The 26,065-nt window shown below is 59.5% G+C and carries 18 protein-coding genes and 1 other RNA gene; 4 read left to right on the top strand and 15 right to left on the bottom strand.

What is annotated here, in order from left to right; all coding sequences use genetic code 11:
• Window positions 1–74 precede the first annotated feature (74 nt).
• Together CSQ86_RS01010 and CSQ86_RS01005 are read right to left on the bottom strand one after the other, a co-directional pair.
• Window positions 75–1,676, bottom strand: a complete 1,602-nt coding sequence (locus tag CSQ86_RS01010) for a UDP-glucose--hexose-1-phosphate uridylyltransferase (RefSeq protein ID WP_100493299.1) — start codon at window positions 1,674–1,676, stop codon at window positions 75–77.
• A complete protein-coding gene (locus CSQ86_RS01005) occupies window positions 1,676–2,758 on the bottom strand; it encodes a phosphotransferase enzyme family protein (RefSeq protein ID WP_100493298.1) in 1,083 nt (360 codons plus the stop codon). Before CSQ86_RS01005 ends, CSQ86_RS01010 begins: the two co-directional genes overlap by 1 nt.
• 230 nt (window positions 2,759–2,988) lie before the next feature.
• On the opposite strand from CSQ86_RS01005, the gene CSQ86_RS01000 reads away from it, so the two are divergent.
• Window positions 2,989–3,852 carry an AraC family transcriptional regulator gene (locus CSQ86_RS01000; RefSeq protein WP_100493297.1) on the top strand — a complete coding sequence of 288 codons (864 nt, stop codon included), beginning with the start codon at window positions 2,989–2,991 and terminating at the stop codon, window positions 3,850–3,852.
• 35 nt (window positions 3,853–3,887) lie between these two features.
• Here the strand turns inward: CSQ86_RS01000 and CSQ86_RS00995 are convergent, their stop codons facing one another.
• Together CSQ86_RS00995 and CSQ86_RS00990 are read right to left on the bottom strand one after the other, a co-directional pair.
• Window positions 3,888–4,793 (bottom strand): hypothetical protein, encoded by a 906-nt coding sequence (locus CSQ86_RS00995; protein ID WP_100493296.1) that lies wholly within the window; start codon window positions 4,791–4,793, stop codon window positions 3,888–3,890.
• A gap of 74 nt (window positions 4,794–4,867) precedes the next feature.
• The gene (locus CSQ86_RS00990) at window positions 4,868–5,527 is read right to left on the bottom strand and encodes a histidine phosphatase family protein (protein WP_100493295.1); all 660 of its coding nucleotides are present in this window, start codon (window positions 5,525–5,527) and stop codon (window positions 4,868–4,870) included.
• A 333-nt stretch (window positions 5,528–5,860) separates the two neighbouring features.
• Here CSQ86_RS00990 and CSQ86_RS00985 point away from each other — a divergent pair, with 333 nt between their 5' ends.
• Window positions 5,861–7,294: an MFS transporter gene (locus tag CSQ86_RS00985; RefSeq protein ID WP_100493294.1), complete on the top strand. Its 1,434-nt coding sequence runs from the start codon at window positions 5,861–5,863 to the stop codon at window positions 7,292–7,294.
• Window positions 7,295–7,532: 238 nt separating this feature from the next.
• On the opposite strand, the gene CSQ86_RS00980 is transcribed toward CSQ86_RS00985, so the two are convergent.
• Window positions 7,533–8,069: a GtrA family protein gene (locus tag CSQ86_RS00980; protein WP_100493293.1), complete on the bottom strand. Its 537-nt coding sequence runs from the start codon at window positions 8,067–8,069 to the stop codon at window positions 7,533–7,535.
• Between the two features lie 166 nt (window positions 8,070–8,235).
• On the opposite strand from CSQ86_RS00980, the gene CSQ86_RS00975 reads away from it, so the two are divergent.
• Window positions 8,236–8,583 carry a phenylpyruvate tautomerase MIF-related protein gene (locus CSQ86_RS00975; RefSeq protein WP_100493292.1) on the top strand — a complete coding sequence of 116 codons (348 nt, stop codon included), beginning with the start codon at window positions 8,236–8,238 and terminating at the stop codon, window positions 8,581–8,583.
• A gap of 164 nt (window positions 8,584–8,747) precedes the next feature.
• Here the strand turns inward: CSQ86_RS00975 and CSQ86_RS00970 are convergent, their stop codons facing one another.
• The 9 genes from CSQ86_RS00970 to ffs form a co-directional block, all read right to left on the bottom strand.
• A complete protein-coding gene (locus tag CSQ86_RS00970) occupies window positions 8,748–10,265 on the bottom strand; it encodes a formate--tetrahydrofolate ligase (protein WP_100493291.1) in 1,518 nt (505 codons plus the stop codon).
• Window positions 10,266–10,306: 41 nt separating this feature from the next.
• On the bottom strand, window positions 10,307–11,908 hold the full coding sequence (locus CSQ86_RS00965) for a C69 family dipeptidase (protein ID WP_100493290.1): 1,602 nt from the start codon (window positions 11,906–11,908) through the stop codon (window positions 10,307–10,309).
• Between the two features lie 32 nt (window positions 11,909–11,940).
• On the bottom strand, window positions 11,941–12,495 hold the full coding sequence (locus CSQ86_RS00960) for a YbhB/YbcL family Raf kinase inhibitor-like protein (RefSeq protein ID WP_033890810.1): 555 nt from the start codon (window positions 12,493–12,495) through the stop codon (window positions 11,941–11,943).
• Between the two features lie 184 nt (window positions 12,496–12,679).
• Entirely contained in the window at window positions 12,680–14,644 is a 1,965-nt protein-coding gene (locus tag CSQ86_RS09775) for a hypothetical protein (protein ID WP_165773691.1), read from the bottom strand.
• A gap of 162 nt (window positions 14,645–14,806) precedes the next feature.
• Entirely contained in the window at window positions 14,807–15,958 is a 1,152-nt protein-coding gene (locus tag CSQ86_RS00945) for a DNA polymerase III subunit delta' (protein ID WP_100493287.1), read from the bottom strand.
• A 44-nt stretch (window positions 15,959–16,002) separates the two neighbouring features.
• Complete coding sequence (gene tmk, locus CSQ86_RS00940) at window positions 16,003–16,626, bottom strand: dTMP kinase (RefSeq protein ID WP_100493286.1); 624 nt, start codon at window positions 16,624–16,626, stop codon at window positions 16,003–16,005.
• 33 nt (window positions 16,627–16,659) lie between these two features.
• Window positions 16,660–19,665 carry a type I DNA topoisomerase gene (gene topA, locus CSQ86_RS00935; RefSeq protein WP_100493285.1) on the bottom strand — a complete coding sequence of 1,002 codons (3,006 nt, stop codon included), beginning with the start codon at window positions 19,663–19,665 and terminating at the stop codon, window positions 16,660–16,662.
• A gap of 155 nt (window positions 19,666–19,820) precedes the next feature.
• Window positions 19,821–20,966 (bottom strand): phosphatase PAP2 family protein, encoded by a 1,146-nt coding sequence (locus CSQ86_RS00930; protein WP_423734791.1) that lies wholly within the window; start codon window positions 20,964–20,966, stop codon window positions 19,821–19,823.
• A 68-nt stretch (window positions 20,967–21,034) separates the two neighbouring features.
• Window positions 21,035–21,131, bottom strand: an RNA gene (gene ffs / locus CSQ86_RS00925) — signal recognition particle sRNA small type.
• A 184-nt stretch (window positions 21,132–21,315) separates the two neighbouring features.
• Between ffs and CSQ86_RS00920 the strand changes: the two genes are divergently transcribed.
• Entirely contained in the window at window positions 21,316–23,829 is a 2,514-nt protein-coding gene (locus CSQ86_RS00920; protein WP_243387536.1) for a transglycosylase domain-containing protein, read from the top strand.
• Window positions 23,830–23,933: 104 nt separating this feature from the next.
• On the opposite strand, the gene leuA is transcribed toward CSQ86_RS00920, so the two are convergent.
• Window positions 23,934–25,850, bottom strand: coding sequence for a 2-isopropylmalate synthase (leuA, locus tag CSQ86_RS00915; RefSeq protein WP_100493282.1), 1,917 nt, complete (start codon window positions 25,848–25,850; stop codon window positions 23,934–23,936).
• Between the last annotated feature and the right edge of the window lie 215 nt (window positions 25,851–26,065).

The raw sequence follows: 26,065 nt of genomic DNA, 5'->3' as shown, positions 1-26,065 counted from the left end.
ATAGGAAAGTCCCAATATCATAAGCCCGGCTCCCCCGAGGAAGGAACGAGGAACCGGGCTTATGAGGTTCTGATTCAGGCTTCGATGAAGCCAAGATCGGCAAGGAACGTGCGCGTCTGTTCCTTGGTCTTGAACACGGCGGTGTTGCCAAGGATTCGCTCGCATACGCTGCCGAGCTCGTCCTGTACAGCAGCATGGATGGCATCGCGGTCGCGGTTGCCGTTCAGAGCGGCGGTCAGCTCATCCCATTCCAGCGAGAACTCGCTCACCGATTCCGGCAACGGTTCACCGGCTGCGAGCGCGTCTTCGATCCGACCAAGCTGATCAACCAAGCGGCCGGGTAGAATGAACAGGCCCTGCGCCTCAATCAGACCAACCGGTTCCTGCTTGATCGGCCAGAATTCGGGGTGCGCGTGGAAGATGCCCTCCGGATACTCCTCGCTGATCGCATTGTTGCGGAAGATGAGGCTCATCTCGTAGCCGCGCTCGGTGATGATGGCGCTCGGCGAGACCGCGGATTGGCGGTTGCCGTCGGCGTCATGGCTGGCGATGTTCGCGGCCGCATCGTCATACTGCTGCCAAGCCAAGCGGATCTTGTCGCTGGCCTCGATAATCGAGTCGCGATTCTTGGAGACCACACGCACTGCAGTACCGGGCCAATCCAGAATCTCGACTGTGGCATCCGGGTAGCCTGGCACCTCGAACGTAGCCCAAGCAGCCGCCTTGTGCATCGGCAGCAGTTCGCCGCCGCCCTGATAGTGATCATGGGCGAGCACCGAGCCGCCGATACGCGGCAGTGCCGCGTTGCAGCCGAGGAAGTAACCCGGGAAGCGGTCCACGAAGTCGAGCAGATGGCCGAACGTGTCACGGTCGACGTGCATCGGCGTGTGCTCCATGTTCACGCAGATGCCATGCTGGTGGAAGTAGCCGTATGGGGAGAACTGCCAGAACCAGGGCTCGCCACCGAGCGTCACCGGAATCGTGCGCAATGTGCGCTTGTTGCGACCGGCGAAGCCTTCATTCTCATGGCAGATTGTGCACTTCGGGTAGCCACCGGCCACCGCATTGCCAGCAGCGGCCTTCTTCATGTTCTTGAACTCCGGCTTGGCCAGGTTGATGGTGACCACCAGACCATGGGAGTCGAAGCGCGGGTTCTTGTCAAGCACCGCCTTCTTTACGTAGTTATTGGCCACGCAGTAGCGGTAAAACCAGTGCATGGCTTCCATGCCGCTGTCCGTGCCTTCCTCTTCCTCGAAGCTGTCTTCGATGGAGGACGGTGTTCCAGAGAGCAGACCCATGATGATGTCCGCGTAAACCGGGCCTTCTTCGGGCTCGAACAGACCGGCTTCTGTGGCTGCGGCGCGGAAGCCGGCTATCAGGGCGTCCGGGTAGGCGAAGGCGGATTCATCAGTATCGCTGTCTCTCCCCCAGTCAGCTTCGCTGCCAGCCCCCTCGTCAGAGGGGACCGAGAGAGGAGCGGCCCCCTCACTCAACGGCAAGTCTCCACCAGAGAACGCCGAGGCGGCAGGCGCACGGTAGGAGTCAAGGCCGAACAGGGCGAAGATGTTGTTGCGCGTCCAGTCGGCGTCGCGCTCGTCCAAGCCCAGATTGCGTTCGGCGAATGCAACCAATGCGTCGATGGAGTCATACACCTTGTCGAGGTTTGCGGCGGTCATCAGCGAGCCTCGCCTTCCAGCACATCGGCCACAATGGCCTTGATTTCGCCGGCCTTGGCTTCCATCTCCTCAACCAGTTTGATCTGCGTGCGGGCGCGGACCAGATTGTGCTCCGGGTACTTGGTGGCGAAGTAGGTGTCGCCAGCCAGGTAGTCGGCAAGGAAGCGCATGCCGCATTCCATCGTGAGCAAATTGCCGGCGAATGCGAACAGCTCGCCCTCGCGCGGCGCGACGCTTGCGCGCACGGCACCGACGAAGCCTTCGGTATAGGAGCGGAAGTACTCAGTGCTGAAGTGCACCTTGTCGAGGTCCTGCTCGTCCTCGAGGGCAGTGGAGGCGCCGAAGCGAATCGAGTCGCCGAAGTCGAAGAGCATGGAGCCAGGCATGATGGTGTCGAGGTCGATGATGGCGCGAGCCTTGCCGGTTTCGGCATCCATCAAAATGTTGTTGAGCTTGGTGTCGTTGTGGGTCACGCGCAGCGGAATGGAACCGTCCGCGAGACCATCCATCACCACTGAATACTGATTCTCATGGTTCAAGAAGAAGTCGATTTCACGCTGGCAGGTGGCGGCGCGACCGAGCTTATCCTCGGCGAGCGCGGCCTTGAAATCGGCGAAACGATGCGGGGTGTCGTGGAAATGGGCAATCGGCTCGGTGAGCTGGGAGGCGTCGAACTCGGCCAGCGTCTGCTGGAATTCACCGAATGCGCGGCCGGACTCACGGAATACATCCGCGTTCGGCACGAGGCTGTATGACTTGGTGTTCTCGATGAAGGCATATACACGCCATGCGCCGGATTCACGGGTCACATAGGTTTCGCCGCTCTTGGTGGGAATGATGTCGAGGGTTTCCTGGCCGCGCTCCCTGAGGAAGCTGGTGACCAGTTCGATGTTGCGCATCAGACCCTTGGTGTCCGGAAAGACGCTGGTGTTCATCTTCTGCAGAATATAGCGGCGTGCGCTCGTGGTGACGAGGTAGGTCACGTTGATATGGCCATCGCCATACGGTTCGATGCTGCGCACATCGCCTTCCAGCTGGAAGAGATCGGCCACAGCCTTCAGCTCGGTATCCTCAACTGCCATCATGCATTCCCTTCGTACTTGTCGTCTTGTTGCCGACTTCTTCGCCGGCAAACAATCCACAGATATCGCTCACTACTATTGAAACATAGTTAACAATTACCCTGCTGCAGGTCGCACGTACAGAAAACGTTGCAATAGTAAGGTTTTATCACCTATCGATAATTGCCATCTATGATTGCAGCAGTACAATTTTCATGAGTATCAGAACAATTTTTTGATATGAGGTAACTATGACACCGGTTGAGCATCATGTTGACACGGCGGTTTCGCATTATTTCGTGTACGTGCCCAGCCGCAATGCCCTGCGCATGTTCCTCTACCCCACGCGCATCGGCCTGTATCGCTATCTCAAAGGCTATTGGCTCAACCGCAGTTCGTTCGACAGTTTCATTCTGATGGCCGTCTACAGCGGCACGTTTACCTTCACCGTGAATGGGCAACGTTCGGTGGCTCATACCGGCGACCTGGTGTTGCTCGATTGCCACAATCCGAACGTCTACCAAGCGCAGGCCGAAACGGACTGCACGCTGCTGTGGATGCATTTCGACGGGCGACTTGCACATGATTATTTTGAGGCCATCCATACTGAGCTCGGCAATGTCATCGCTTTGAAGCGCGCCACATATGCCATCAGCCGATTCCGCATGATCTATGACACGTTCGCCGAGGAACGCAAGATGAGCGAAGCGCGCATGAATCTGGCCATCACCGAGATTCTCACCGAATGCCTGACCGCCGGCGAAGACGCCGAACGGGCCGGCACACCATATAACCAGCATGCCATCGAGGAGACGCTCGCATATATCGCCGCGCATCTGAGTGAACCGCTTCCGGTCGCCCAACTGGCCGCGATGGCACTGATGAGCGAATACTATTACATTCGCGTCTTCAAGCAGGTCACCGGCTACACGCCGCACACGTACATCGTCAACGCGCGCATGCATGCGGCGAAATACCTGCTCCTGACCGGCGAGGCCACATTAAAGGAGATCTGCGCCGAATGCGGCTTCTCCTCCACCAGCGCCTTCTGCGCGGCCTTCAAGAAGCGATTCGGTGTAACTCCCCTGGAGTTCCGGGCAGCGTCTCGAACGTGATCATTTGCCGGACGAGGCGAAAGCAACAAACGCCGCTATAGCTCCACGGTTTCCTTGTTGTCGTTCTTGACGTGCGCGAACTTGGCGGCGAGCGCCTCCTTGTTGCGCTTTTCGTCTTCCTCCTTGGCCTTCTTCTTGGCCTCGGCGGGATCCCAGAGCACATCGTCATGATGCTTGTTCCACTCGGCCGCGGCCAACGGCGCCACGAACTGTGCGGTCGCGGTCAACGTATCGGAAGCTTTGGCACGCAAATCAATCAGCTCCGCAATCTGCTCATCGGTCAGGAAGATACGCGGAATGGCGTACTGCTCGCGCAGTTCATTGACATACAACAGCACCGGCAGGGACTGCTTCGCCACCTCGCGATCGCTTTCGCTAGGGTCAGCGCCTGCAGCGACGCTGCCCAGCAATGCATCACACACGGCGAGCGCAAGAGCGAACCGAGAGGCCACGTCGGCGGCGGAACCGCTCAGCCCAGCCGCATCCTCGCCCTTCGCCTTGTCAACCTCGGCTTCGACCGAGGCGACCGTCTGTCTGACAGCGGCATCGGTAGCCTCCGGCCATTGCACACCAAGCGCCTCGGCGGCGGCATGAATCAGCGAAGCATCACCGGACTGCGCGTATTCCCCCATCGTCTCGTACGCGTCGTTGGCATCGAGCAACGCATCCACGATCTCCTGTGGGCGGCCTGGAATTACATCGGCGCCCTCATAGACGAATTCGGCGTCCGGCACGGTCACGTCTTCGCCGGTCAGAATGCGGGCGAACGCACGAGTGACGCGAACCTGCAGGTTCTCTCCGTATTTGACGTCGTTATCCATGTGCATGGCTTCGGTCAGCGGCCAGAGCGCAATCAACGCGGCACCCGTTTCAGCAGCCTTGGTGACTTCCGGCAACTCAGCCACACGCGCGATAGCATCACGATTCAGGTCAACGGTCATTACAGTGCTCCTTTGCTTCAATGCTTTCGCCCTTCAGTGGGCCGGCATGTTCTGTGATTGATTGTAGTGCGCAGCTACTTCACGTCCGCAGCCGGATCCACATACGTGATGGACATCACACGGCCCGTCTCATTGTCATAGGTCACGGAGGTCACAGATGCGAGCGCGGTTTTGCGCAGGAACATCCAATGCTCCGGGTGACCGGTCTCCAAGTAGTGACGGTAAGACCAAATCGGTGATTCATGGCTGACCACCACGATCTGCTGGCCGGGGTGCTGGGCCACCTTTTCTCGCGCGAACGCATCCATGCGGGCAGCGATATGCTGGTATGACTCGCCCCAACTGGGCTTGTAGAGGTTCAGCACCAGCTTCCAGTTGCCATTCTTCCACAGTGCGCCTTCGCCGTGGCCTATACGCTTGCCACGGAATTCGTTGCCGGCTTCGATCACGCGCTCGTCGGTGGTGAGCTTGAGCGGCGCTTCACCACGGGCCTCACGCACACCATTGAGCGCTTCGAGAATCGCACCTGCGGTCTCGCGCGTGCGATCGAGCGGCGAGGAATACACAGCGGAAATCGTATTGGTTTGCGGATTATTGGCCAGATAGGACGCCGTGGCTTCAGCCATCCGACGGCCTACATCGGACAGATGGAAATCGGGAAGACGCTCATAGAGCAGATGATCGGGGTTGTAGACCTTGCCATGGCGAACGAAATGGATGGTGGTGGCGGTCATCAGGCTCTCCTTTACGAACAATCACAAATCAGAATCAATCTTAGTGAAGCAGGAGCCGGCACAGCACAAGTGAACTTGATGAATAACTATCGTAAATTACCGCGTGTCAATCGAGGTCACCGCATAGAGTAGCGCGTGACGCAAATATGCGGGCTGGGGTTCGGTCCACGAATGGCGCGGCAAAGGCAGCGGCCATCACTCGTGCAAGCCAGTTCAATCCACGCAAACTTTGCGCGACCATGGACAACACATCATTCGATGAGGGCTTCGCCACCCAACGCCACGGGCAGCGAGGGACATCCAATCGGGAGCGGAAAGGAGCGTAGTGCTGTTATGTCCAATACGAACACCGTTACGGCCGCCATCAAGGAAGTAACCCACAAGGTTTTTGGCGGATACGCTGAGTTGCTGCGCATTCCGCATACCGCACGCTATTCAATCGGCGGCGTGCTCGCTTGTATGCCGTTCCCGATGGTGGGTATGACCATCACGATTTCCGTGCAGCATTACTACGGCAATTACTCGCTGGCAGGCATGTTGACGGCCATTCAGGCGATCGCACTGGCTGTTGCGACCCCACTGCTCGGCAAGCTGACCGATAAGTTCGGTCAGCGCCAGGTTTCGATTCCAACCATCATCGTGTGGATCGTGGCCGCGATTGCCCTGACCACCTCCATCACCAACCGTGCACCTGAATGGGTGCTGTATGCACTTACGCCGTTCCTGGCTGCGATTCCGCCGTGGGGCGCAATGAGCCGCGCGCGTTGGACCAAGATTCTGAAAGGTGATCATGAGCGCACGAATCGCGCGCTTTCGCTGTGCGGCGTGCTGGACGAGTGCATGTGGGTGGTCGGCAATCCGCTGGCCTCCACACTGGCCGTGATTTCCGGTCTGCTGGCGTTCTCGTTCACCGGTGTATGCGTGGTGGTGGGTGCGCTGATGTTCCTGACCGAGCTCACCACCGAGCCGCCGTCGCAGTCCGCTCTGGCTCGCGCGGAAGGCATCACCCGTAAGGAATACCGCGAGCGCGAGGCCGCCCGCGCCGAGGCATTGAAGGTGGAGACCGCCGCCGAGGAGACCCGTCACCGCTTGGAGCGCGAAGGCGTCACTGATGAGGCTCAAATCCAAAAGGCCATCGATGTGGCCGTGGCTGAGGCCCGCAGTGGCAAGAAGGCTTCCATCTGGGGGCCGGGCCTGATCGCCGTATGTGTGACCTGGTTTGGCTTAGGCGCATTCCAGTCGGCCGCGGGTATTTCGATCATCGCGTTCGCCACCGAGTCGAACATGAAGCAGTACACCGGCTTTGTGTTCGCATGCTTCTCCATCAGCTCGCTGATGGGCGCGCTGGTGTATGGCGCGAAGAACTGGGCGATTCCGCTGTGGAAGCGCTTCTACTTCTGCTTGGCTGTGGTAAACCTCGGCATCGGCACGTTCATGTTCGCCAAGCACCTGTGGGTGATTATGATCATCTATCTGTTCATCGGCGTATGCCAGGCACCCACGTGGATCAACGGTAACCAGCTGATGCTGCATCTGGTGCCGCCGTCTCGACTGACTGAAGGCATGGCTTGGATGGGCGCGATGAACTCCATCGGCTCCTCTGCCGGCTCCGCCATCGCCGGCCAGTTCATCGACCGCATGGGTTCGCACGGCGGCTTTATGGTGGTCACCACTTTGGCTATCGCCTCACTGGTGATTGCACTCGTCGGCTTCAAGCAGATCAAGGGCTCCACCGAGCAACCCACACTCACCGAAGTCACCGTGTGAAAGGGCCAAAGACATACGAATAGCGGGGGATGCAACTGCACAAAGGTCATTATCGCAGTTGCATCCCCCACGACGCTTAGCCTCGGAAAATAAGAAATGGCGGAATTCCAAGGTTTTACGGCAATAAAGAACGGGACGCAACCGCAATAATGGTGATTATGCAGTGACGTCCCGTTACCTTGTGGGACTCAATTGCATAATGTCCGCTATTGCAGTTGCGTCCCGTACTCCGCGACCGTTACTTCGGCCAGCCTTTGGGCGTGTGCTCGATGGACCAGACGCCGAGCTTATGGGAGAAGCTGCTCTGCCATTTGGCTTCCAGCTCTTCAGCGGTGAGGCGGTTCTCCTTGGACTTCAAACGGTTCATCGCATTGGTGTGCGTATCGTCAAGCAACCACTTACGAATCAGGAAGTTCCACACCATCACCACCGCGGTGGCCACCAGCTTGCCGATGTTCGTGCGGAGCAGATACTCGGCATGCTGCGAGACGAACGCGTCACGGTTCATGCCATAAGTGGAAATCCAGATAATTGCGTCATTCATGAACAGACCGATGATTGCGGCGCCCACGAAGATCACAATCTCCATCCAACGGGCCATATCGTCGCGGTGCTTGAACACGAATTTCATGCTCGCCAGATAATTGAAAATCAGAGAGATGATGAAGGAGATGGTTGCGGCAATCACATTGTGCATGTGGAATACACCGACCAGAAGGTTCAGGATGCCCCAGTCAATGATGAAGGCGATAACGCCCACAATGCCGAACTTCATAAGCTGTGCAATCAGTTTTCTCACAGTGGGTATTCAACACTATTGGGCTGACTGCCGGGCGGCATTTCGGCTGTTCTGGCGAATAATCTCCTCATTTCAGGCCTTGTGGATTACTACACTGGCAGGTGTACGCCATTCCAGTGCGTCATTCCATAAGGAGGAATCCATGCCCGTTATTCACACTCACGTTTCCGTCTCCACCACTCCCGAGCAGCGCGAGGCACTGAAAGCCGCCTACGGCAAGGCCATCACCGCTGTGCCCGGCAAGTCCGAGGGTTGGCTGATGTGCCCGTTCGAAGACAATATGCCGATTTACTTCGGCGGCTCCGACGATAAGCCGGCCGCCTACGTTGAGGTCAACGTGTTCGGCCGTTCCGTGCCGAGCTCCTCCTGGGAGAAGCTGACCGAGTCCATCATGGCCGCGTTGAACTCCACGTTGGGCATTCCTGAGGACCGCACGTACATCCGCTACACCGCCACCACCGACTGGGGCTGGAATGGCGGCAATTTCTGATTGCCACCACTACTGATGAGGGAGCTGTCAGCAAAGCCGACTGAGGGGAAACACCACTCAACATGAGAAAGCCCGCCATAAAGGCGGGCTTTCGCTGTTTTGTCTCTGCGACGCTCGCGACGCTATCGCTGCTCGCTGCTACGAAGAGCCCACTGGGCTCTTCGTCACACGATCTTCGGCATCGGGGTGGTCAGGCTCGTGGTCAGGTTGACGTGAGCCAGGCCGGCGCCGGCGTGCACTTCGACCTTCTTCAAGGTCACAGTGCGCTCCTCTTCCGGTGCACGATCGTTGTCGGTCATCGTGGCCGGGGACTTGACGGCCACGAAGGCCAAATCGTCCAGCGAGATGCCGGCGGACTGGCACAGCTCGTTGGCTTCAGCCAGGGAATCCAGGAAGCCGTCCTTGAGCAACACACGCTCAGCCGGCACACCGTAAGCGTGCTCGGCAACCCACTTGGCGTTGTCGATGATCGGCATGCCCTTGTGGCTGTGCTGGGCCGGCGGCATGGAGCCGTTGGACAGCACGTCCACGAAAGCGTCGATCTGGTCGGCGAGGCCATCGCCGCCATCGCGGTACAGGTTGCCGATAATCGGGTCGCGGAACTCCAGCTTTGCGGCGGTTTCGCGCAGTGCCGGAATCTGGTCGTCCTCGCCTTCCCACAGGTTGATGAGCGGGAATGCCGGAATATCCAGCTGCTCCAGACGGTCGACGTGGAACGGGTAGCGCCATGCGAGCTCCTCGTCATCGCGCCAGGTGGAGGCGCGGGTCACCACGATGGCGGCGGACGGCCACTGAGCGCCATACTCGCGGCATGCGATGTCCAGCCACTTCTGGGCGCCAGCGTCAGTGCCGTAGCCGGCCTCAACGATGACCACATCGTGCAGGGCGCAAGCCATTTCCACGGCGATCAGGGTCGGGATACCGATGGACACGTTGGCGAACGGACCACCGTGCACGTACACCGGGGAACCGTTCACGGTCTCAGTCAGCGCGGGCTTGACGGCATCGGACAGAATGCCGGTGATGCGCCACAGGTCCACGAATTCGCCGAAAGTCACGGCCTTGCCATCCTTGGTGCCGGCGATCATCTTGGAGACGCGGTCGGCGATCTCCTCCATGGAGCGGGAGAGCACCACGATCTGCATGAGCTCGCAGGTCGGGGTGAGCACCATCTTCTCCTTGACGTTGCCCTTGCCGTAATCCACGGCGATGGAACGCAGGGAGCGGCTCGGCACTTCGGAGACACGCGGCACGAGGATGTCGTCCAGCTTGCCCTCATCCACAGCCTTCTCGGCGAAGGAGACGATCAGGTTCTGGGCGGCTTCGATAGCACCCATCTCACCGCACAGACCCCAGTCGATGAGCTCCGGATGGGTCAGGGAAGCCTTGCCGCCACCGGAGGCACCACCCTTGGAACCGGCTGCGGTGATGCCCATGCTTGGCTGGCGCAGCACTGCGGTTGCGTCGATGCCGCGCTTGTTCAGGGCGTCGATCAGCGCGATGGTGGTGGTGGTCTTGCCTTCGCCACGGGATGCCTTGAGCGGCGTATCGGCGGTGACGAGCACCACCTTGCCGTGCTTGCGCGGGGCGTCCGGGTTTTCGGCCAGGTACTTCATGTAGCCGAATGCGTCAATCTTCTTGACCAGACCGTACTGGCTGGTGAAGTCTTCGATAGTGGTCATTGATAGGCCTTTCTATTGAAATCTAATGCGGATTATTACGATCAGAAATCGGACATGTGGAAGCCGTTCTTCATCTCCATGCTGCGGGTGTAGAGCACGGAGTCGAGCAGCTTATCGGTTTCTTCCTTGAGCTGGTCAGCCATGGTCTGGTTGGCGGCGGCCAGAATGCCGCGCACCTCGGCGTTGCGGGTGGCTTCGACGATCTCGTCCGGAATCATCGGCTGCACATCGCCGTCCACGTTATCGGCTTCAAACTCCTCTTCGGCAGCCGACTGTGCGGCTTCCTCGGCGGCAGTCAGGCCCAGGCGAGCCACCTGCTCATCGGTGGCGGCAACCAGACGGTGACCCATCGCACCGGTCTTCTCCTGGTAACGTTCGATGGCGTTGGAGGTGGAGCGGAAGGCGCCATCGCACAGGGCGGCGATGATGCGGTTGACCCAGTAGAAGTTCTCGGAGGTCACGCGGGTGGTGGTGTCTTCGAGGTAGGCAGGCGTAGTGTCCACGTTCGGGAAGAACGGCACCAGCGTGTTGAACGGGTTGGAGCCGTAGGCGATCCACTGCACGGCACGGGAAGCCTGCGGACGGTACGGGCGAATCTGCATCACCGAAAGCTGGCTCTGGCGGTTGATGCCGATCGGGCGATACATGTGGCGGGTGCGCTCATCGCCAAGCTGCCCGTACGGATCGTACGGAGTGCCCTGATAATGGGAGCTCAGCACGTACTTGATGTCCTCGATGGTCACCTTGCGCTCAGGCTGGCGGGCCCACGGGATGTCGTTGGATTCCGGCTTGTGGTCGGCGTCCGGGCCATCCCAGACCTCGTCATACGGGTTGAGGAAACGCTGCATGGACCATGCGCGCGGGGTGTTGTAGACGTGGTCGGAATCGGAGTGGGAGCCGAAGGCGTCACGCGGGTTGAACGGCGTGGTGTTCTCCACGGCCAGATCCAAATGGTTGGCTTCGATGAACTCGGCCAGATCGGCGGAGCACATGTGGTCTTCCTGATCGCCCAGAGCGTCGGCCAGATCGAATTCATCGATGCCCAGCTGGTTCGGCATGGTCACGTAAGCCTCATCCGGCACTCGCTTGGCAATCCAGTGATGACCGCCCACGGTTTCCAGCCACCAGATCTCGTTGACGTCGGAGAAGGCGACACCGTTCATCTCGTAGGTGCCGTATTCCTCGAGCAGCGCGCCGAGACGCTGCACGCCTTCGCGTGCGGTCTTGACGTACGGCAGCACGATGGTCAGGAAGTCCTCTTCGCCGATGCCGCCGGGTACTTCGGGCTCATCGCCCTTGGCCGGAGTGTATTCCACGAACGGATCGGCACCGAGCACGCGCTCGTTGGTGGTCAGGGTTTCGGTGGCGCTCATGGCCACGTTCGCCTCGTTCACGCCAGCTTCGCCCCAAATGCCTTCCTTGAGGTCGGCGTTCGGCACTGCGGTGTATTGCAGCGGATCGTCCGGCAGATTGATGGTCAGATGGGAGATGACCGATTTGTATTCGCGAGGCTGCTCCTCAGGCTTTACCACGATGAAGCGCTTCGGATTGAATTCGCCGTTTGAGGAATCCTCGTTGCGAGCGATGATGGTGGAGCCATCGTAGCTCGCATCCTTGCCTACCAGAATGGTGGTGCAGGCCATATTGCCTATGTGTCCTTTCTTGTGTTACTGAATCACGCTTTGCCGGTGACGAACATGCCGCCCTGATCGGGAGCTTCGCCGCATTCGCGCAGCTTGTGCAGCAGTTCGTTCATCCAGAATCCCTGATTGAGGCCGGGCAGCGGTTCCTTGGTGGCCCAGACATGCAGGTAGTAGTCGTGATCCTTGTCCGGCGGCTGCGGGCCGTTGTAGCGCATGATCACGGCCGGGTCATTATCGCGCCCCACGAACTTGGAGGCGGAAGAATTGCGGCCCTGCACGGCTTCGGGAATCATGGCCGGCATCTGGCGGGAGAAGTCCGGCGGAATGGCGAGCGCATGCGAGTCATTGAAGTCGAACATCAATGCGTCGATAGGCAGGTTCGCCACGGTCCAATGAATCCATTCGAAACCACAGACCGGAATGGAATCAGGGTCGGTGAATGTCCAATGCAGATAGCGGGCTTCCGGGTTCACCTCGTCCACGTAGAACGGGAAGGAGATGACCGGGACGCCGCCCGCCCGATATTCGGGCGCGGCCGCCTTGGCGAAATCGTCAGGCACCACCGTGAAATCAGCGGAAATCTTCATACGTTCCAGTGTATCGCGGGGCATGTTACCGCAAGACTTGCCGCGATAACAGCTTCGCATCCTTTCGCTACGGTACTACCGGTCGGTACTACAGCGCATATCAGACGAGGGTCTCTCCCCGATGGAAGAGACCCTCGTGATTATTGGCGATAAGCCGCTGATTACTGGATCAATGAGTCAGCAATCAGGCCTGATGACGGCGGTAAATCACCACGCTAGCGCCAGCGACCAGCAGTGCGACTGCGAAGAATGCAATCACCAGAACACTGCTGCCGGTGTTGCTCAGCTTCTGCTGATTCTTGTTGGCAGTGTTGTTCTTATTGGTGTTGGCAGCCGGCTTCTTGTTGTCGGTCGGCTTGTTGGTGTTCTGGTTGTTGCCAGAATTGTTCTGGTTATTGGAACCGCTGTTGTTCTGGTTACCGGTGTTGCCCTGGTTATTGTTGTTCTGGCCAGCGGCAACGGTCACTGGGGTCCAGCCGAGGAGGTTGCCGTCGTTGTCGTAGAGGGCGATCTTGTGGTCGCCGTTCACGGTATCGGACGGAATCTGGTATTCGACGTAAGCCTTGCCGTCCTTATCCACGCGGACTGCGGAAGCCTTGCCATCAGCGGAGTTCAGCTGCTTCGGCGTGGAATAGATGTAACCGGTCCAGTAGCAGTATTGGCCAGAGGCGATGGCGGTCTTGCAAGCGGCGGTGTCCTTGAGGCTATCCACGTACACGCGGTAGGTGAAGCCGGCCGTGGCCTTGCCGTTGTTATCGGCAACAACACCATTCTTGTTGGTGTCGGTCAGCTGCTCGGAAGCAACCGGGCCGTTCGCGGCGGCCTTGGTGGTGAAGTCCTGCGGCAAATCCTTCATAGCTGCTGCGTTGGAGTCCGCGGTTGGAACAAACTGGGAGCCATCCTTGAAGGTCAGCACGATGCCGGAGTAGATCATGGAAACTGGATCCTTGGCGGTCGTCTCAGACTTCGCGGTGTCGTATACCAGCTCCATATCAGCCGGAGTGCCGGTGAAGCCCCAGTTGCCATACTTGGTGTTTGCCAGCAGACCAGGAATCACGGATTCGATATCACCGGAAGCAGGCAGGGTCTTATTAGGCTGGTCCTCGGCCTTGTCCGTGTGACCACGGCTGAACCACTGGCCCATCACAGTCTGAGTAGAGATATACGGAGCCACGATGTTGCTCACCTTGTAAGCATCACCGGTTGTATCATCCTCATCCGAAATGGCGTTGGTCACGCAGTCCCAAGTAGCACGGGGGCCCCAGCCAACTTGCCAGTTTTCAGTGAACTTGCCGCTTACAGTGTAGATGCGAACAAGCGTGGTGGAGTAGCAAATCTTGGACACTTCGTTAATCAGCGACGAATCGACGGTGTAATGGGCCTTGAGACCAGCAGTGTGTGCACCGACATCCTCCACGGACTGGCTGTCGAGGGTCACCGGGGTCTTCCCATCCACATCAATGACCTTCACCTGCACGCCGCCAAAGGTGGCTACCACAGTGCCGTTCAGAGACGTGTAGTCACCGCTGCCGTTGATAGTATCGCCCGAGATAAGAACAAACGTCACCGTAGACGACGGCTTATGAAGACCGCGATAGAACACATCTACCGTCTGGGTTGCCGCAGAAGCAGTGAATACCGGATCGAAGTAGTTATTTGCTGTGGCCGAAGCGCCCAAAGCGGGCAAGTCGCCATAGTTATTCATGCTCGACAGCACACCGTACGGCTGGCCTGGAGTCAGACCGGTCAGCGTCACCTTGAACGCGGCGGACTTATCGACGTTCTGATAATCCGCACCATACATCAGCGGAGTGGACGGAGCCTCGACATTACTGATGGCCGGGCCGGCGGCTGCGGCCTTGGCCTGAGCCTTCGGAGCAGCCTGCTTGGTGGTCTTCTTGGTCTGCTGCTTCTCAGCGGTAGTCGGAGCCGGGGTCTTGGCAGCATCCTTAGTGGCCTGATCGTTCTGGTCAGCCTGCGTCTGAGCGGCGTCGGCCTGTGCCTGCGCGTTGGCAGTGGCCTGCTGCGACTGCGTTGTCTGCGGCGTGGTATCAGTGCCGGCGGTATCGTCGGCGTATGCCGTGCCAGCGCCTGCGAGCATCATGCTCAGACCGGCGAGGACGGCAACGACTTTGCCCATCTTCTTCATGGATATCTCCCTAATAGTGCGTAGCCACAGCGGCTACACTCCTAGACCGCAACGATACCCCCCCCGAGGCCAAAACCGTTTCAACAGATGGACAAGCAGGGCTGAAATTGGACGGGAATACGGCAATGTTCCATCAGGGGGAGGCAGAATCACGCCAACTATTTACGGAATGAGAGCGCAGAAGAGGGCTTCAAAGGTGAGCAGAGGGTTACCATTGCCGGCCAAACGCTTGCGGGCATGGGCCACCTCGTTAAGACGCGCCACAGCACCAGCGCGATCAAGCCGCACCGACAGCTCGGTGATGGCCGTACGATTCTCGAGGTTGATCAGCCCCACCGAATCTTCGGCATTATTCTGCAACACGGCCACATCTCGGTAGATGGAGGCCACGGAGTTCAACGCGCGGTCCAGCACGTCGCGCGTACGGCGGGTGGTGAATCGCTTGATGTCGTCTTTTTTGGCCACTTGATTGAATGCGCCACGCAACTTCGGGGGTATACGCTCCCCCTCCTGCAGTCCGTTGATGCGGCGGAATTCCGCCTCTTGTTTGGCGGACCATTCGTTGGCATCCGCTTCGGCCTGGCCTTTGGCGTTATCGATGAGATTGCCGGCGAGCAGCACGGCATCCGAGGCGCGGGCAAGGTTCAGCACACCGACAATCAACTCGTCACGGTCGGACATGACCCGTTCGTTCGTGGCATAGAGCCGGGCAATACCGATATGGCCTTCGGAAAGACGCGCGGCTCGCTGTGCGATTTTCGGCTCAGCCCCGGTATTCGCGATCAAGAAATCAGCCACGGCCGAAGTGGACGGCACAGCGAGATTCACCACACGGCAACGGGAGCGAATGGTCGGCAGTACATCCTGGGCGCTGGGTGCGCACAGCAGCCAGATGCAGCGCTCGGCCGGCTCCTCGATCTCCTTGAGCAGCACGTTGGTGGTGCGTTCGAGCATGCGATCGACGTCTTCGATAATGATGATGCGCCACGGCGCGGTGGCTGGCATCTGCTCGGATGTGGCGATGATGTCGCGCACCTGATCGATGCCGATGGTCACCTTATTGGTGGTGAGCACGGTGACGTCCGGGTGTGTGCCGGCGAGCACCTGCTGCGTGACGCGCGTGGGTTCGGCGCTCATGCCATGGTCCGGACTTTCCAGCGCGGCTGCGAACGCGCGGGCCATATTGGAGCGACCGGAGCCGGGAGGGCCACAGATCAGCCATGATTGCGTAATCTGGCTGGGCTCGCCTTGTGCGATGCGGCTCAGCATGTCAACGATGGGCTTCTGCCCCACCAATGAATCCCACACGCTCATTATGTCTCCCCCGTCCCCGTTGCCAGCGCTGTTTCGACTTCCAATTACTGTAGCAATCTGGCAATATCCGTTTCGATGGCAAACCACACCTGTTCAATGGTTTGACTGGCGTCGATGACGCGGAATCGGTCCGGTTCGGCAGCAGCCAAATCGAGGAAGGCTTGGCGTGTGCGAGCTTGGAAATCATCGCCAGCCGATTCCATACGGTCTTCCGCATGCTGGAGACGGTTATGCGAGAGCGCTGGATCCATATCCAGCAAATAGGTGCGGGCGGGCAGCAGGTTATTCGTGGCCCACATGCTTAAGTTTTTAATTTCCTGCGGCGTGAGTTCGCGGCCGCCAGCCTGATAGGCCAGAGAAGAATCAAGATAACGGTCTGTAATCACCACTTCGCCGCGTTCCAGTGCTGGGCGAATCGTTTCGGCGACATGCTGCGCACGGTCGGCGGCAAACAGCAAGGCTTCAGTGCGTGGAGCAATATCGGCCGAACCGCCTTCAACGCCGTGCAGCAGCATCCGACGAATCGCTTGGCCGAGCGCAGTACCACCTGGCTCGCGCGTCACCACGACCGTGCGGCCCTGAGTCTCCAGATATGCGCGCAACCGCTCAACCTGCGTGGTTTTGCCCACGCCGTCAACGCCTTCAAACGAAATAAACAGACCGGTCATGCCTCCGACCTTAGCGTGAGGCAGCGAAAGGGTCTACTTCTTCTTAGGCTTGGCGGCTACGACTGGCGGGCGGGTGAAGCCTTCGTTGGTGGTGAGCCAATCGATGTCGGCCTTTACGGTGGCTGCAGTGGAGCCGAGCTTCTCGGCAATGCGCGTGTTGGCCCAACCCTTGCCAGCCAGCTTCTTCACCTCAGCACGGCGTTCGGCACGCTTCGCTTCGACTGCACTCACTTTGGGCGCGGCCTTGGCCGCAGCGCCCTTGCCCTTAGCACCACGCCCGCCACGGCCTCGTCCACGCGTGGACGGGCCGGCAGCACGCTTCTCGGCCAGCAGACGGAACGCATCATCCGGGGTAATGGTCTCCGGCGTGTACTGGCGCGGCACCGTGCGGTTCGTCTCGCCATCGGTGATGTAGGCGCCAAAACGGCCGTCCTTGATGGTCACGTTCTTACCGGTTGCCGGATCGGTGCCGAGCTCACGCAACGGCGGCTTGGCGGCACCGCGACCGCGGCCACGGCCATACTTCGGCTGGGAGAACAGCTCCTTGGCCTTGGCCAAGTCCACGGTGAAAATCTCATCTTCAGAACCGAGCGAACGCGTCTCGGACTTGCCGTCCGCACCAGTCCTGGTCAGGTACGGGCCGTAACGGCCGTTATTGGCGGCCACAGTGAACTCGGAGACTTCCCCGGTTTCGGCGTTGGTCTCTTCATACTTGCCCACTTCGCGCGGCAGGCTGAGCAGGCGCAGCGCATCTTCCAAAAACAGTGATTCCGGGCTCATCGTCTTGAACAGCGACGCCATCTTCGGGCGTGGAGCCTCCTTGGCTCCCTCAGGCGTGGGCAGCACCAAAGCCACATATGGACCGAATCGGCCGTTGCGTACTTCCACCGTGCCGCCGGTGGCCGGATCGGTGCCGAGCTCGCGCGGTCCGCCGGAATGGTTGTCGATCAGGTCACGCGCCACGGCGACGGTCAGCTCATCCGGCGCAATCGTATCCGGCAAGGAGGCACGCTTCGGGTTGCCTTCGGCGTCCATGTGCTCCATGTCTTCCAAATACGGGCCGTAGCGGCCGACGCGCACATGCAGCCCATCGCCAATATCAATGGTGTTGATGGCTCGCGCGTCGATTTCGCCGAGCTGTGCCACCTGCTGCTGCAGGCCTTCATGTGCCTCGTCGGCATTGCGCGCGGCTCCCTCACCGGAGCCGAAGTAGAAGCGGGTGAGCCAATCGCGACCGGTTTCCTCGCCATGGGCGATGCGGTCGAGGCCGTTTTCCATCTCGGCGGTGAACTGGTAGTCTACCAGCTTCGGGAAGTTCTGCTCCAAGAGCTTGACCACCGAGAACGCCAGCCAGCTTGGAATCAGCGCACGCCCACGCTCGTACACGTAACCGCGATCCATAATCGTGGAAATAATGCTGGCATAGGTGGATGGGCGGCCGATTTCCTTGGCTTCCAAGGTCTTCACCAGTGTGGCTTCAGTGTATCGTGCCGGCGGCTGAGTCTCATGGCCATCCGGCTCCACGCTGGTAGCGTCAACGTGCTGGCCAACGGTCATTGGCGGCAGAGAAGTATTCGATTCGGAGGCATCGCCCTTGGCCTTGGCCGATGCGCCAGCGCCAGCGCCCGCCGCAGCGGCATCAGCGCCAGCAGCAGCCTTGGCCTTGCGCCCCTCGCCAGTCGCCTTCATAAAGCCCGGGAACTCAATCACCGTGCCGGATGCCTGGAATACCGCCTCGCCTTCCTCGGCCCCCGCCGGAGCGGACAGGCGCACGGTGGCGGTGGAACCAGTGGCATCGGCCATCTGGCAGGCAAGCGTACGCTGCCAAATCAACGTGTACAGTCGCAGCTGATCGACCGGCAGCTTAGATGCCAGCTCATCAGGGTCATGGAAGCGAGAGCCGGCCGGGCGAATACATTCGTGGGCTTCCTGGGCGCCCGCGGTCTTGGTGGCATACTGCTTCGGCTCAGACGACAAATACGCCTCGCCAAAGTGATAGCCCACCGCATTGCGAGCAGCGGCAATGGCCTCTTGGGACAACGTCACCGAATCGGTTCGCATATAGGTGATGTAACCGTTCTCATACAGGCTCTGCGCCGCGCGCATCACCGCACGAGCACCCATGCCGAGGCGATTGCCAGCGGTCTGCTGCAGCGTGGACGTAGTGAACGGCGGCTGCGGGCGGCGGCGATACGGCTTGGTCTCCATAGACATCACCGTGAAATCAGCAGTCCGCAACGCAGCAGCCACAGCAGTGGCCGACGCCTCATCCAGCTGGCGAACGTTGGCCTTGAAGCCATCCGGAGTCAGCTGACCGTCAGCGCCGAAGTCCTTGGAGCCAGCAAGTCGCTTGCCGCCGAGGGAAATCATGCGAGCGCAGAATTCCGCGGCCTCACCCTGCACATCAGGCGCGGCGAGCGTCGCCACGATATCCCAGTAGGGCGCGCGCTTGAATGCCATACGTTCACGTTCGCGCTCCACGATCAGGCGGGTGGCCACCGACTGCACACGGCCTGCGGAAAGGCCCGGCCCGACCTTGCGCCACAGCACCGGGGAAAGTTCATAGCCATAGAGACGGTCGAGAATACGGCGGGTTTCCTGGGCGTCCACCATATGCCCGTCCACATCACGGGTCTTGGTCAGTGAAGCATTGATGGCGTTCTTGGTAATCTCGTGGAACACCATGCGCTTGACCGGCACCTTGGGCTTCAGCGTCTGCACCAAGTGCCATGCGATGGCCTCGCCTTCGCGATCCTCATCAGTCGCGAGGTAGAGCTCATCGGCGTTTTTCAGCGCGGACTTCAGCTCGCTGACCGTGCGCTTCTTATCGCCGTCCACAATGTAATAGGGCTTGAAACCATCATTCACATCCACGCCGAACTTGCCGAACTTGGCCTTGTCCGCCGCCGGTACCTGGCTGGGCTGTGCGAGGTCACGAATATGGCCCACCGATGCCATGACGGTGTACCCTTTGCCGAGGTAGTCACCGATCTTGTGGGCCTTCGTTGGGGACTCCACGATCACGAGCTTGGTAGCCATGCCCTACTCCTTATTATTTTCTCGAAACTCACGGTGTTTCTGGCGTCATAATACTCATGAATGGTGTGCAACTGCCAAATTTGCGGCCGGTTGGCGGCTAAACAGTGGGTGAAAAGCCGGTCAACTCCGCGTTCGGTAGCATGCGCGATGCGTGCTCATCGCGTACCACGTTGCGCGCCTTGCACCGGCGGCGCAGGTGGCGCGCCAATCAATCCCAAACGGCTCAGCGGCGCTGCGGTAATGTGCCGCAATGCCAGCAGCAGGCCGAACGCGAGCGCGGTGACGCCGATAATGCCCACCACAGAGCTGACAATCGACCCCTGCACGGCCCAGCTGGCGATGACGTTCAGCCCCGGCAGCACCTGCCAAATCACGTATGCGCTGTAGAGCATCAGGAGCAGTCCGCCGGTAATCAGCACGCTGCCCACAATCTGCACGCTCACCGAAGAGACGCGGCGGCCGGGATCATCCATACCGGACGTGCGCGTGAAGGCCAGAACAATCAAGGTCAGGCCGACGACCAGCAAAATCGACATCAGCACGTCCGACGTGCGATGCCACTGCCCCACCATCACAGAGACACCAACCAGCACCGTCCAAGTACCGCCGACTACCGCTGCGAGCGCGCGGACCGCGCGGGGCACGGCGATCAGCAGCACGACGGCTGCTGCTGCGGCCAGCACCGTATGACCGGAGGGTGCGGAATTGACTACCGGCGAGTCGGTTTGGATGATGAACGGACGCGGCAGCACGCCTTTGAGTAGCGTCGAGGCCCAGCACAGCGCGGCTAGCACCGCTATCTGCCCCACCAGCCACCAACGGCGGCGAACCGCGGCTGCGACCACGCCGAGGGCACCCAACACACAGCTCACGGCGATGACCAGCCATGACTGCGCCACCACATTCATCACGCCGGAGGCCCAACCCGGCAGATTGCTCGGCAGCTGCTTCCAAACGATTTCGTCGTACGACTGGCCGTTTTCGGTGTGCACGCACAGCCACCAGATGCCGAATGCGGCGGCAATCATCAGCAGACCGAACACTGCGCACAGCACACGACTGGAGATGCGCGGCCGCACAGTCAGCGGGTCCAGACGGGCAAGACCGCGATCAAGATCATAGCTGAGGCCGCGATCGAAATCGACGACAGGCTCAGCCGTACGCTCTTTGCCAGGCGCTGAGCCTAAGGCCGCCAAAGGATCATGGACTGCACGTTGAGTTGCAAAATCCATGGAATCCACCATATTTGCAGGCGCGTGAGGATCGCGAATTACAGGATGCTGTGCGTCATTCATACCCATGACTCTACGGCCGCGCCCCGGACAGTACGCCGCAATACTCCGCGCTCAGGGCCAAATCCGCACAAACGAATAGAAAACCCCCACGCACCCGCAAGAGGCCACTTACCCTTGCTGCATTCCTGCCCTGGGGGAGTTGGGTGACATAGCGCCGCGTGGAGGCTTTGTACAGTGTAAGAACACGGGTGGACCAGCACAAGTCATATCGACTCCAGCTAGCGTCCAGCGGCCGTCCAGAGTCTGCTCATAGCAGGCCATATTTGTAAGGATTCGGCGTAAATACCCTGCTTTACGGACGGAAAATAGGCCAAAATTAGCCTGATTTTCAACCCCCGCGGTTACGGTGGCATGCATGGCCTCATATCAACGTCGCGCACGGGCCGGCAGCAATGGCCCCACCATTCGCAAGCCGCGCACCGCACAAAGCAAGACCGGACAAGCCGCTCAGGAAGGCGCATATTCGTCCGCGGCAACAGCATCAGGCCGCCGCAGCGGCGGTCGTGTAAGCGGTCACACCGACGCTGGTGCCGGCACTCGTCGCGCCGCCCGCAACTCTAGCCGCAACGCGCACGGCATTCACAGCACCAGCCATCGCCGCAATCATAAGAAGAACGGCGGCAACGGCAAGCATCGCGTACTGAAGTGGATTCTGCGCATTTTCTTAGGATTGTTCGTCTTGGGAGCGCTGGCCGGCATCGGCGTATTCGCATACCTGTATTCCACTACCGAAGTGCCGCAGCCGGAAAAGTTCGCGCTGGCCGAGAAAACCACCGTCTACTACTCGGATGGCACCACGGCCATCGGCTCATACGCTGAGCAGAACCGCGAAATCATCTCCTGCACCGATTTGCCGGATTATGTGGGCAATGCGATTGTGGCGTCGGAGAACCGCACGTTCTACACGGATAAGGGCATCGACCTCAAGGGCATCGCGCGCGCGTTCCTCAACAATGTGACCACCGGAACCCGTCAAGGTGGTTCGACGATCACTCAGCAGTACGCCGAGCGCTATTACTTGGGTGAGACCACCACGTACACCGGCAAGGCTCGCGAGGCGATTCTGGCCCTGAAAATCGCACAGACCGAATCCAAGGAGGAAGTGCTGTGCAATTACATGAATACGATTTATCTGGGCCGCAATTCCTACGGCATTCAGGCCGCCGCCAAAGCGTACTTCAATAAGGACGCCAAGGATCTGACGCTTTCCGAAGCCGCGATGATCGCCGGCATCATCCCCGCACCCTCCACCTGGGATCCGGCGGACAATCCGAAGATCGCGCAGCAGCGTTTCAAGCGCGTGCTGAACATCATGCAGGAAGACGGCTACATCACCGCAAAAGAGCATCAGGATGCGTCCTTCCCGCAAACCGCCGCGGTGGCGCAGCAGAACGAATATCAGGGGCCGAACGGCTATCTGCTCACCATGGTGAAGCAGGAACTGGTGAATTCCAAGGCGTTCACGAAAGAAGACCTGGATACCGGCGGCTACAAAATCGTCACTACCATCGATAAGGCCGAGCAAGACGTAATGCAGACCGTGGGCGATACGCGCGTCGATGGCATGCCCGACACCCTCCAAGTGGGCGGCATCGCAGTGGAACAGAAAACCGGCGCCGTGGTGTCGATTTACGCCGGTTCTGATTACCTCACCAAACCATTGAACAACGCGAATCAGGCTGTATTCGAGCCCGGCTCGACCATGAAACCATTCGCATTGCTCGGCGCGGCACAGGAAGGCGTGAGCTTTGACACGAAATTCAACGGCAACTCACACCAGCATTTCTCCGGCATCAGCGCCGAAGTGAATAATGCATTGAACGTCAATTGGGGCACAATCAATCTCTACCAAGCCACAGCCAACTCGGTAAATACGGTGTTCATGAACGTCAACGAACACCTGACGCCTCAACGCACGGCCAAAATCGCGCATGAGGCCGGCATCACCGGTGACATCGACGAAACCTCGCCATACAACGTGCTGGGCATCAATGCGCTGACCGTGTGGGATTTGGCGCAGGGCCACTCGACAATCGCGAACAATGGCGTGAAGAATACTCTGCACATGGTGTCTCAGGTTCTTGATTCCAATGGCAAGAACCTGTACAAGGCTCCTAGCGAGAACAAACAGGTATTTGACGCCAATGACTGCGCCCTTGTGCAAAAGGCCATGCAAGGCACTACCACCACCGGCACAGCAGCAGGCGTGTCCGCCGCTCTTGGAGGGCGTCAAGTGGCCGGCAAATCCGGTACCGCCAACGATGAGCTGGCCGCCTCCTTCGTGGGCTATACGCCAAGTTTGCTCAACGTGTGGGCTATTTGGAATCCGGACGCCGACGGCAATCCACAGGTGGTGCCTGCGTTCGGCGGATACGGTGTGACTTCCACCGGCTATCCTTCGCACTTGTTTACCGAATACATGTCTCAAGCATTGAAGGGCACGGCGGCCGAGCAATTCGCCACGGCGAAAGACACCGGTAAGGTCGGCGGCCCGGATGGCACATGGGGCTTAGGCTCTGGCTCGTCGTCCAAGTCTTCAACGAATAATCAATCCAATTCGGATAATTCTTCGGCTACCAACGATTCCAGCAAGACCGACAGCAATCAGACCGAAGCCCAAAAATTCGCTCAGCAGTGCCTCGCCAACCCGAGCTATTCCACCGATTGCCCGAATTATCCGGGCAATTCCAGCGGAGACGGCAACGGCGGGAACGGCGGGAACGGCGGGAATAGCGGCGGTAATTCAGGCAACGCTGATGCTGGTTCGACTGATACCGGCAATACAGGCAATACCGGCAACAGCAATGCCAACGCCGGTAACGGCAACAGCAACGGCAACGCCGGCAGCACTACTGGCGGAAACTCGTAAAGCCTGAAATCAACAGCTGAACAATAACGAAGAAGCTCCCTGAAATCTCAGGGAGCTTCATTTATATCCGCTGCGGGTTATGCGGGGTTATCCGCTTTTACGACTCAGCGAGCGCGACGGGAACGGTTGATGGCGGAGATGATGGCCTTCAGGGCGCTGGTGGTGATGGACGAATCGATGCCCACGCCCCAGACGATCTGCGCGTCATCGGCCTCACCGACCTGGCATTCCACGTAGGAGGCTGCCATGGCGTTGGTGCCTACGGACATCGTGTGTTCCACGTAGTCCATGATGGAGGCATCCACGCCGAAGTTGGAGATGGCGTTGAGGAAGGCGGCGATCGGTCCGTTGCCCATGCCGGAGACCTCGCGCTCCACCGGCTCGTCCACGCCCACGTTCACGCCGCGGTCGAGCAGGCGGGCCTTGAGCACGGTGTCGGAGCCGTCTTCGCCGGAGCTGATGGACACCTTGAGGAGCTTCAGGCGGCCCCATGGAGCCAGAGAGGCATCGTGAGTATCGCCCACGACCACGCCGGCGGCGGTCATGCCGGACTGTTCGACCGGCAGGTACTCGTCCTTGAACAGACGCCAGATATCCTCGTCCTTGACTTCCTTCTTGGTGTCGTCCGCGTACTTCTGCACGATCTTGTCGAACTCCACCTGCAGGCGCTTCGGCAGGTCGAGGTTGTGGTTGGTCTTGAGCAAGTAGGCCATGCCACCCTTGCCGGACTGGGAGTTGACGCGGATGATGGCCTCGTAGGTGCGGCCGATATCCTTCGGATCGATCGGCAGGTATGGGACCAGCCAGACGAAGTTGTCGAGATCGGCACCAGCGCGCTCGGCGGCCACCTGACGGGCTTCGAGGCCCTTCTTGATGGCGTCCTGATGGGAGCCGGAGAAGGCGGTGAACACGAAGTTGCCGGCGTACGGGTGGCGCTCGGAGATCTTGATCTGGTTGCAGTATTCAACGGTCTTGCGGATTTCCGGCACGTTGGAGAGGTCGAGCTGTGGGTCAAGGCCCTGGGTGAGCATGTTGAGACCCAAAGTCACGAGATCAACGTTGCCGGTACGTTCGCCGTTGCCCAGCAGGCAGCCTTCCACACGGTCGGCGCCGGCGAGCACGGCCAGCTCGGTGGCGGCCACGCCCATGCCCTCGTCGTTGTGCGGGTGCAGGGAGAGCACCACGGCATCGCGGTCGTCCAGATGGGTGGAGACGTATTCCACTTCGTCGGCGAACACGTTCGGCGTGGTCATTTCCACGGTGGCCGGCAGGTTGATGATCATCGGATGCTCAGGGGTGGGCTTGATCACGCCGATCACGGCGTTGCACACCTCGACGGCGTATTCCGGCTCGGTGCCGGTGAAGGATTCCGGCGAGTACTCGTAGTAGAGATCGATGCCCTTGGCTTCGGATTCGAGGTCCTTGCACAATTCGGCGGCATCGGTGGCAAGCTTCTTGATCTCTTCCTTGTTCTTGCGGAACACGACCTCGCGCTGCAGCACGGAGACGGAGTTGTAGAAGTGCACGATGGCGCGCTTGGCGCCCTTCAAAGCCTCGTAAGTACGACGAATCAGGTGCTCACGGCACTGGGTCAAAACCACGATGGTCACATCATCCGGAATCAGTTCACGCTCGATGAGCATGCGGATGAAGTCAAAGTCGGTTTCGGAAGCGGACGGGAAGCCCACCTCGATCTCCTTGAATCCCATGGAGACCAGAAGATTCCAGAAGCGCAGCTTACGCTCAGAATCCATTGGGTTCACGAGGGCCTGGTTGCCGTCGCGAAGGTCGACCGAGCACCAACGCGGTGCACGCTGCAGTCGCTTACCCGGCCAAGTGCGCTCCGGGTAATCAAACGGAACCTGCTTGTCGTATGCCACGTACTTGTTGTAGGGCATGCGGCTGGGTTTCTGCGGGTCGCCGATGAATCGTGCCGGAGGCAGCAGCGGGTCGTTGTTCCCCCCATTGGACGCTGCGGCAACCGCTGCGAGATCAAAAACGGATGATTGATCCTGACCCATTGTTCCTCCTTTTCTTATGGTTACGCGAGGCTTGGTTCTTCTGATTTGTCAAGAGCTCCGCGGATTTGTTAATGTGCACGAAACATCCTACAAGCCGGCTAGGGCAACAGCCAGCAAAATCGCCGTATTGTGGCGGATTCTCCAGACTTGCACCGTTCCGAAGGCACGGTAATACTTACATCCGCTATCACTATGGATACTCAGGAACATCCTCT

Source organism: Bifidobacterium felsineum (assembly GCF_002802915.1).
GTDB classification, from domain to species: Bacteria; Actinomycetota; Actinomycetes; order Actinomycetales; family Bifidobacteriaceae; genus Bifidobacterium; species Bifidobacterium felsineum.
Note: the sequence above shows the minus strand (reverse complement) of the source record. Positions and strands in the feature narration are given on the sequence as shown.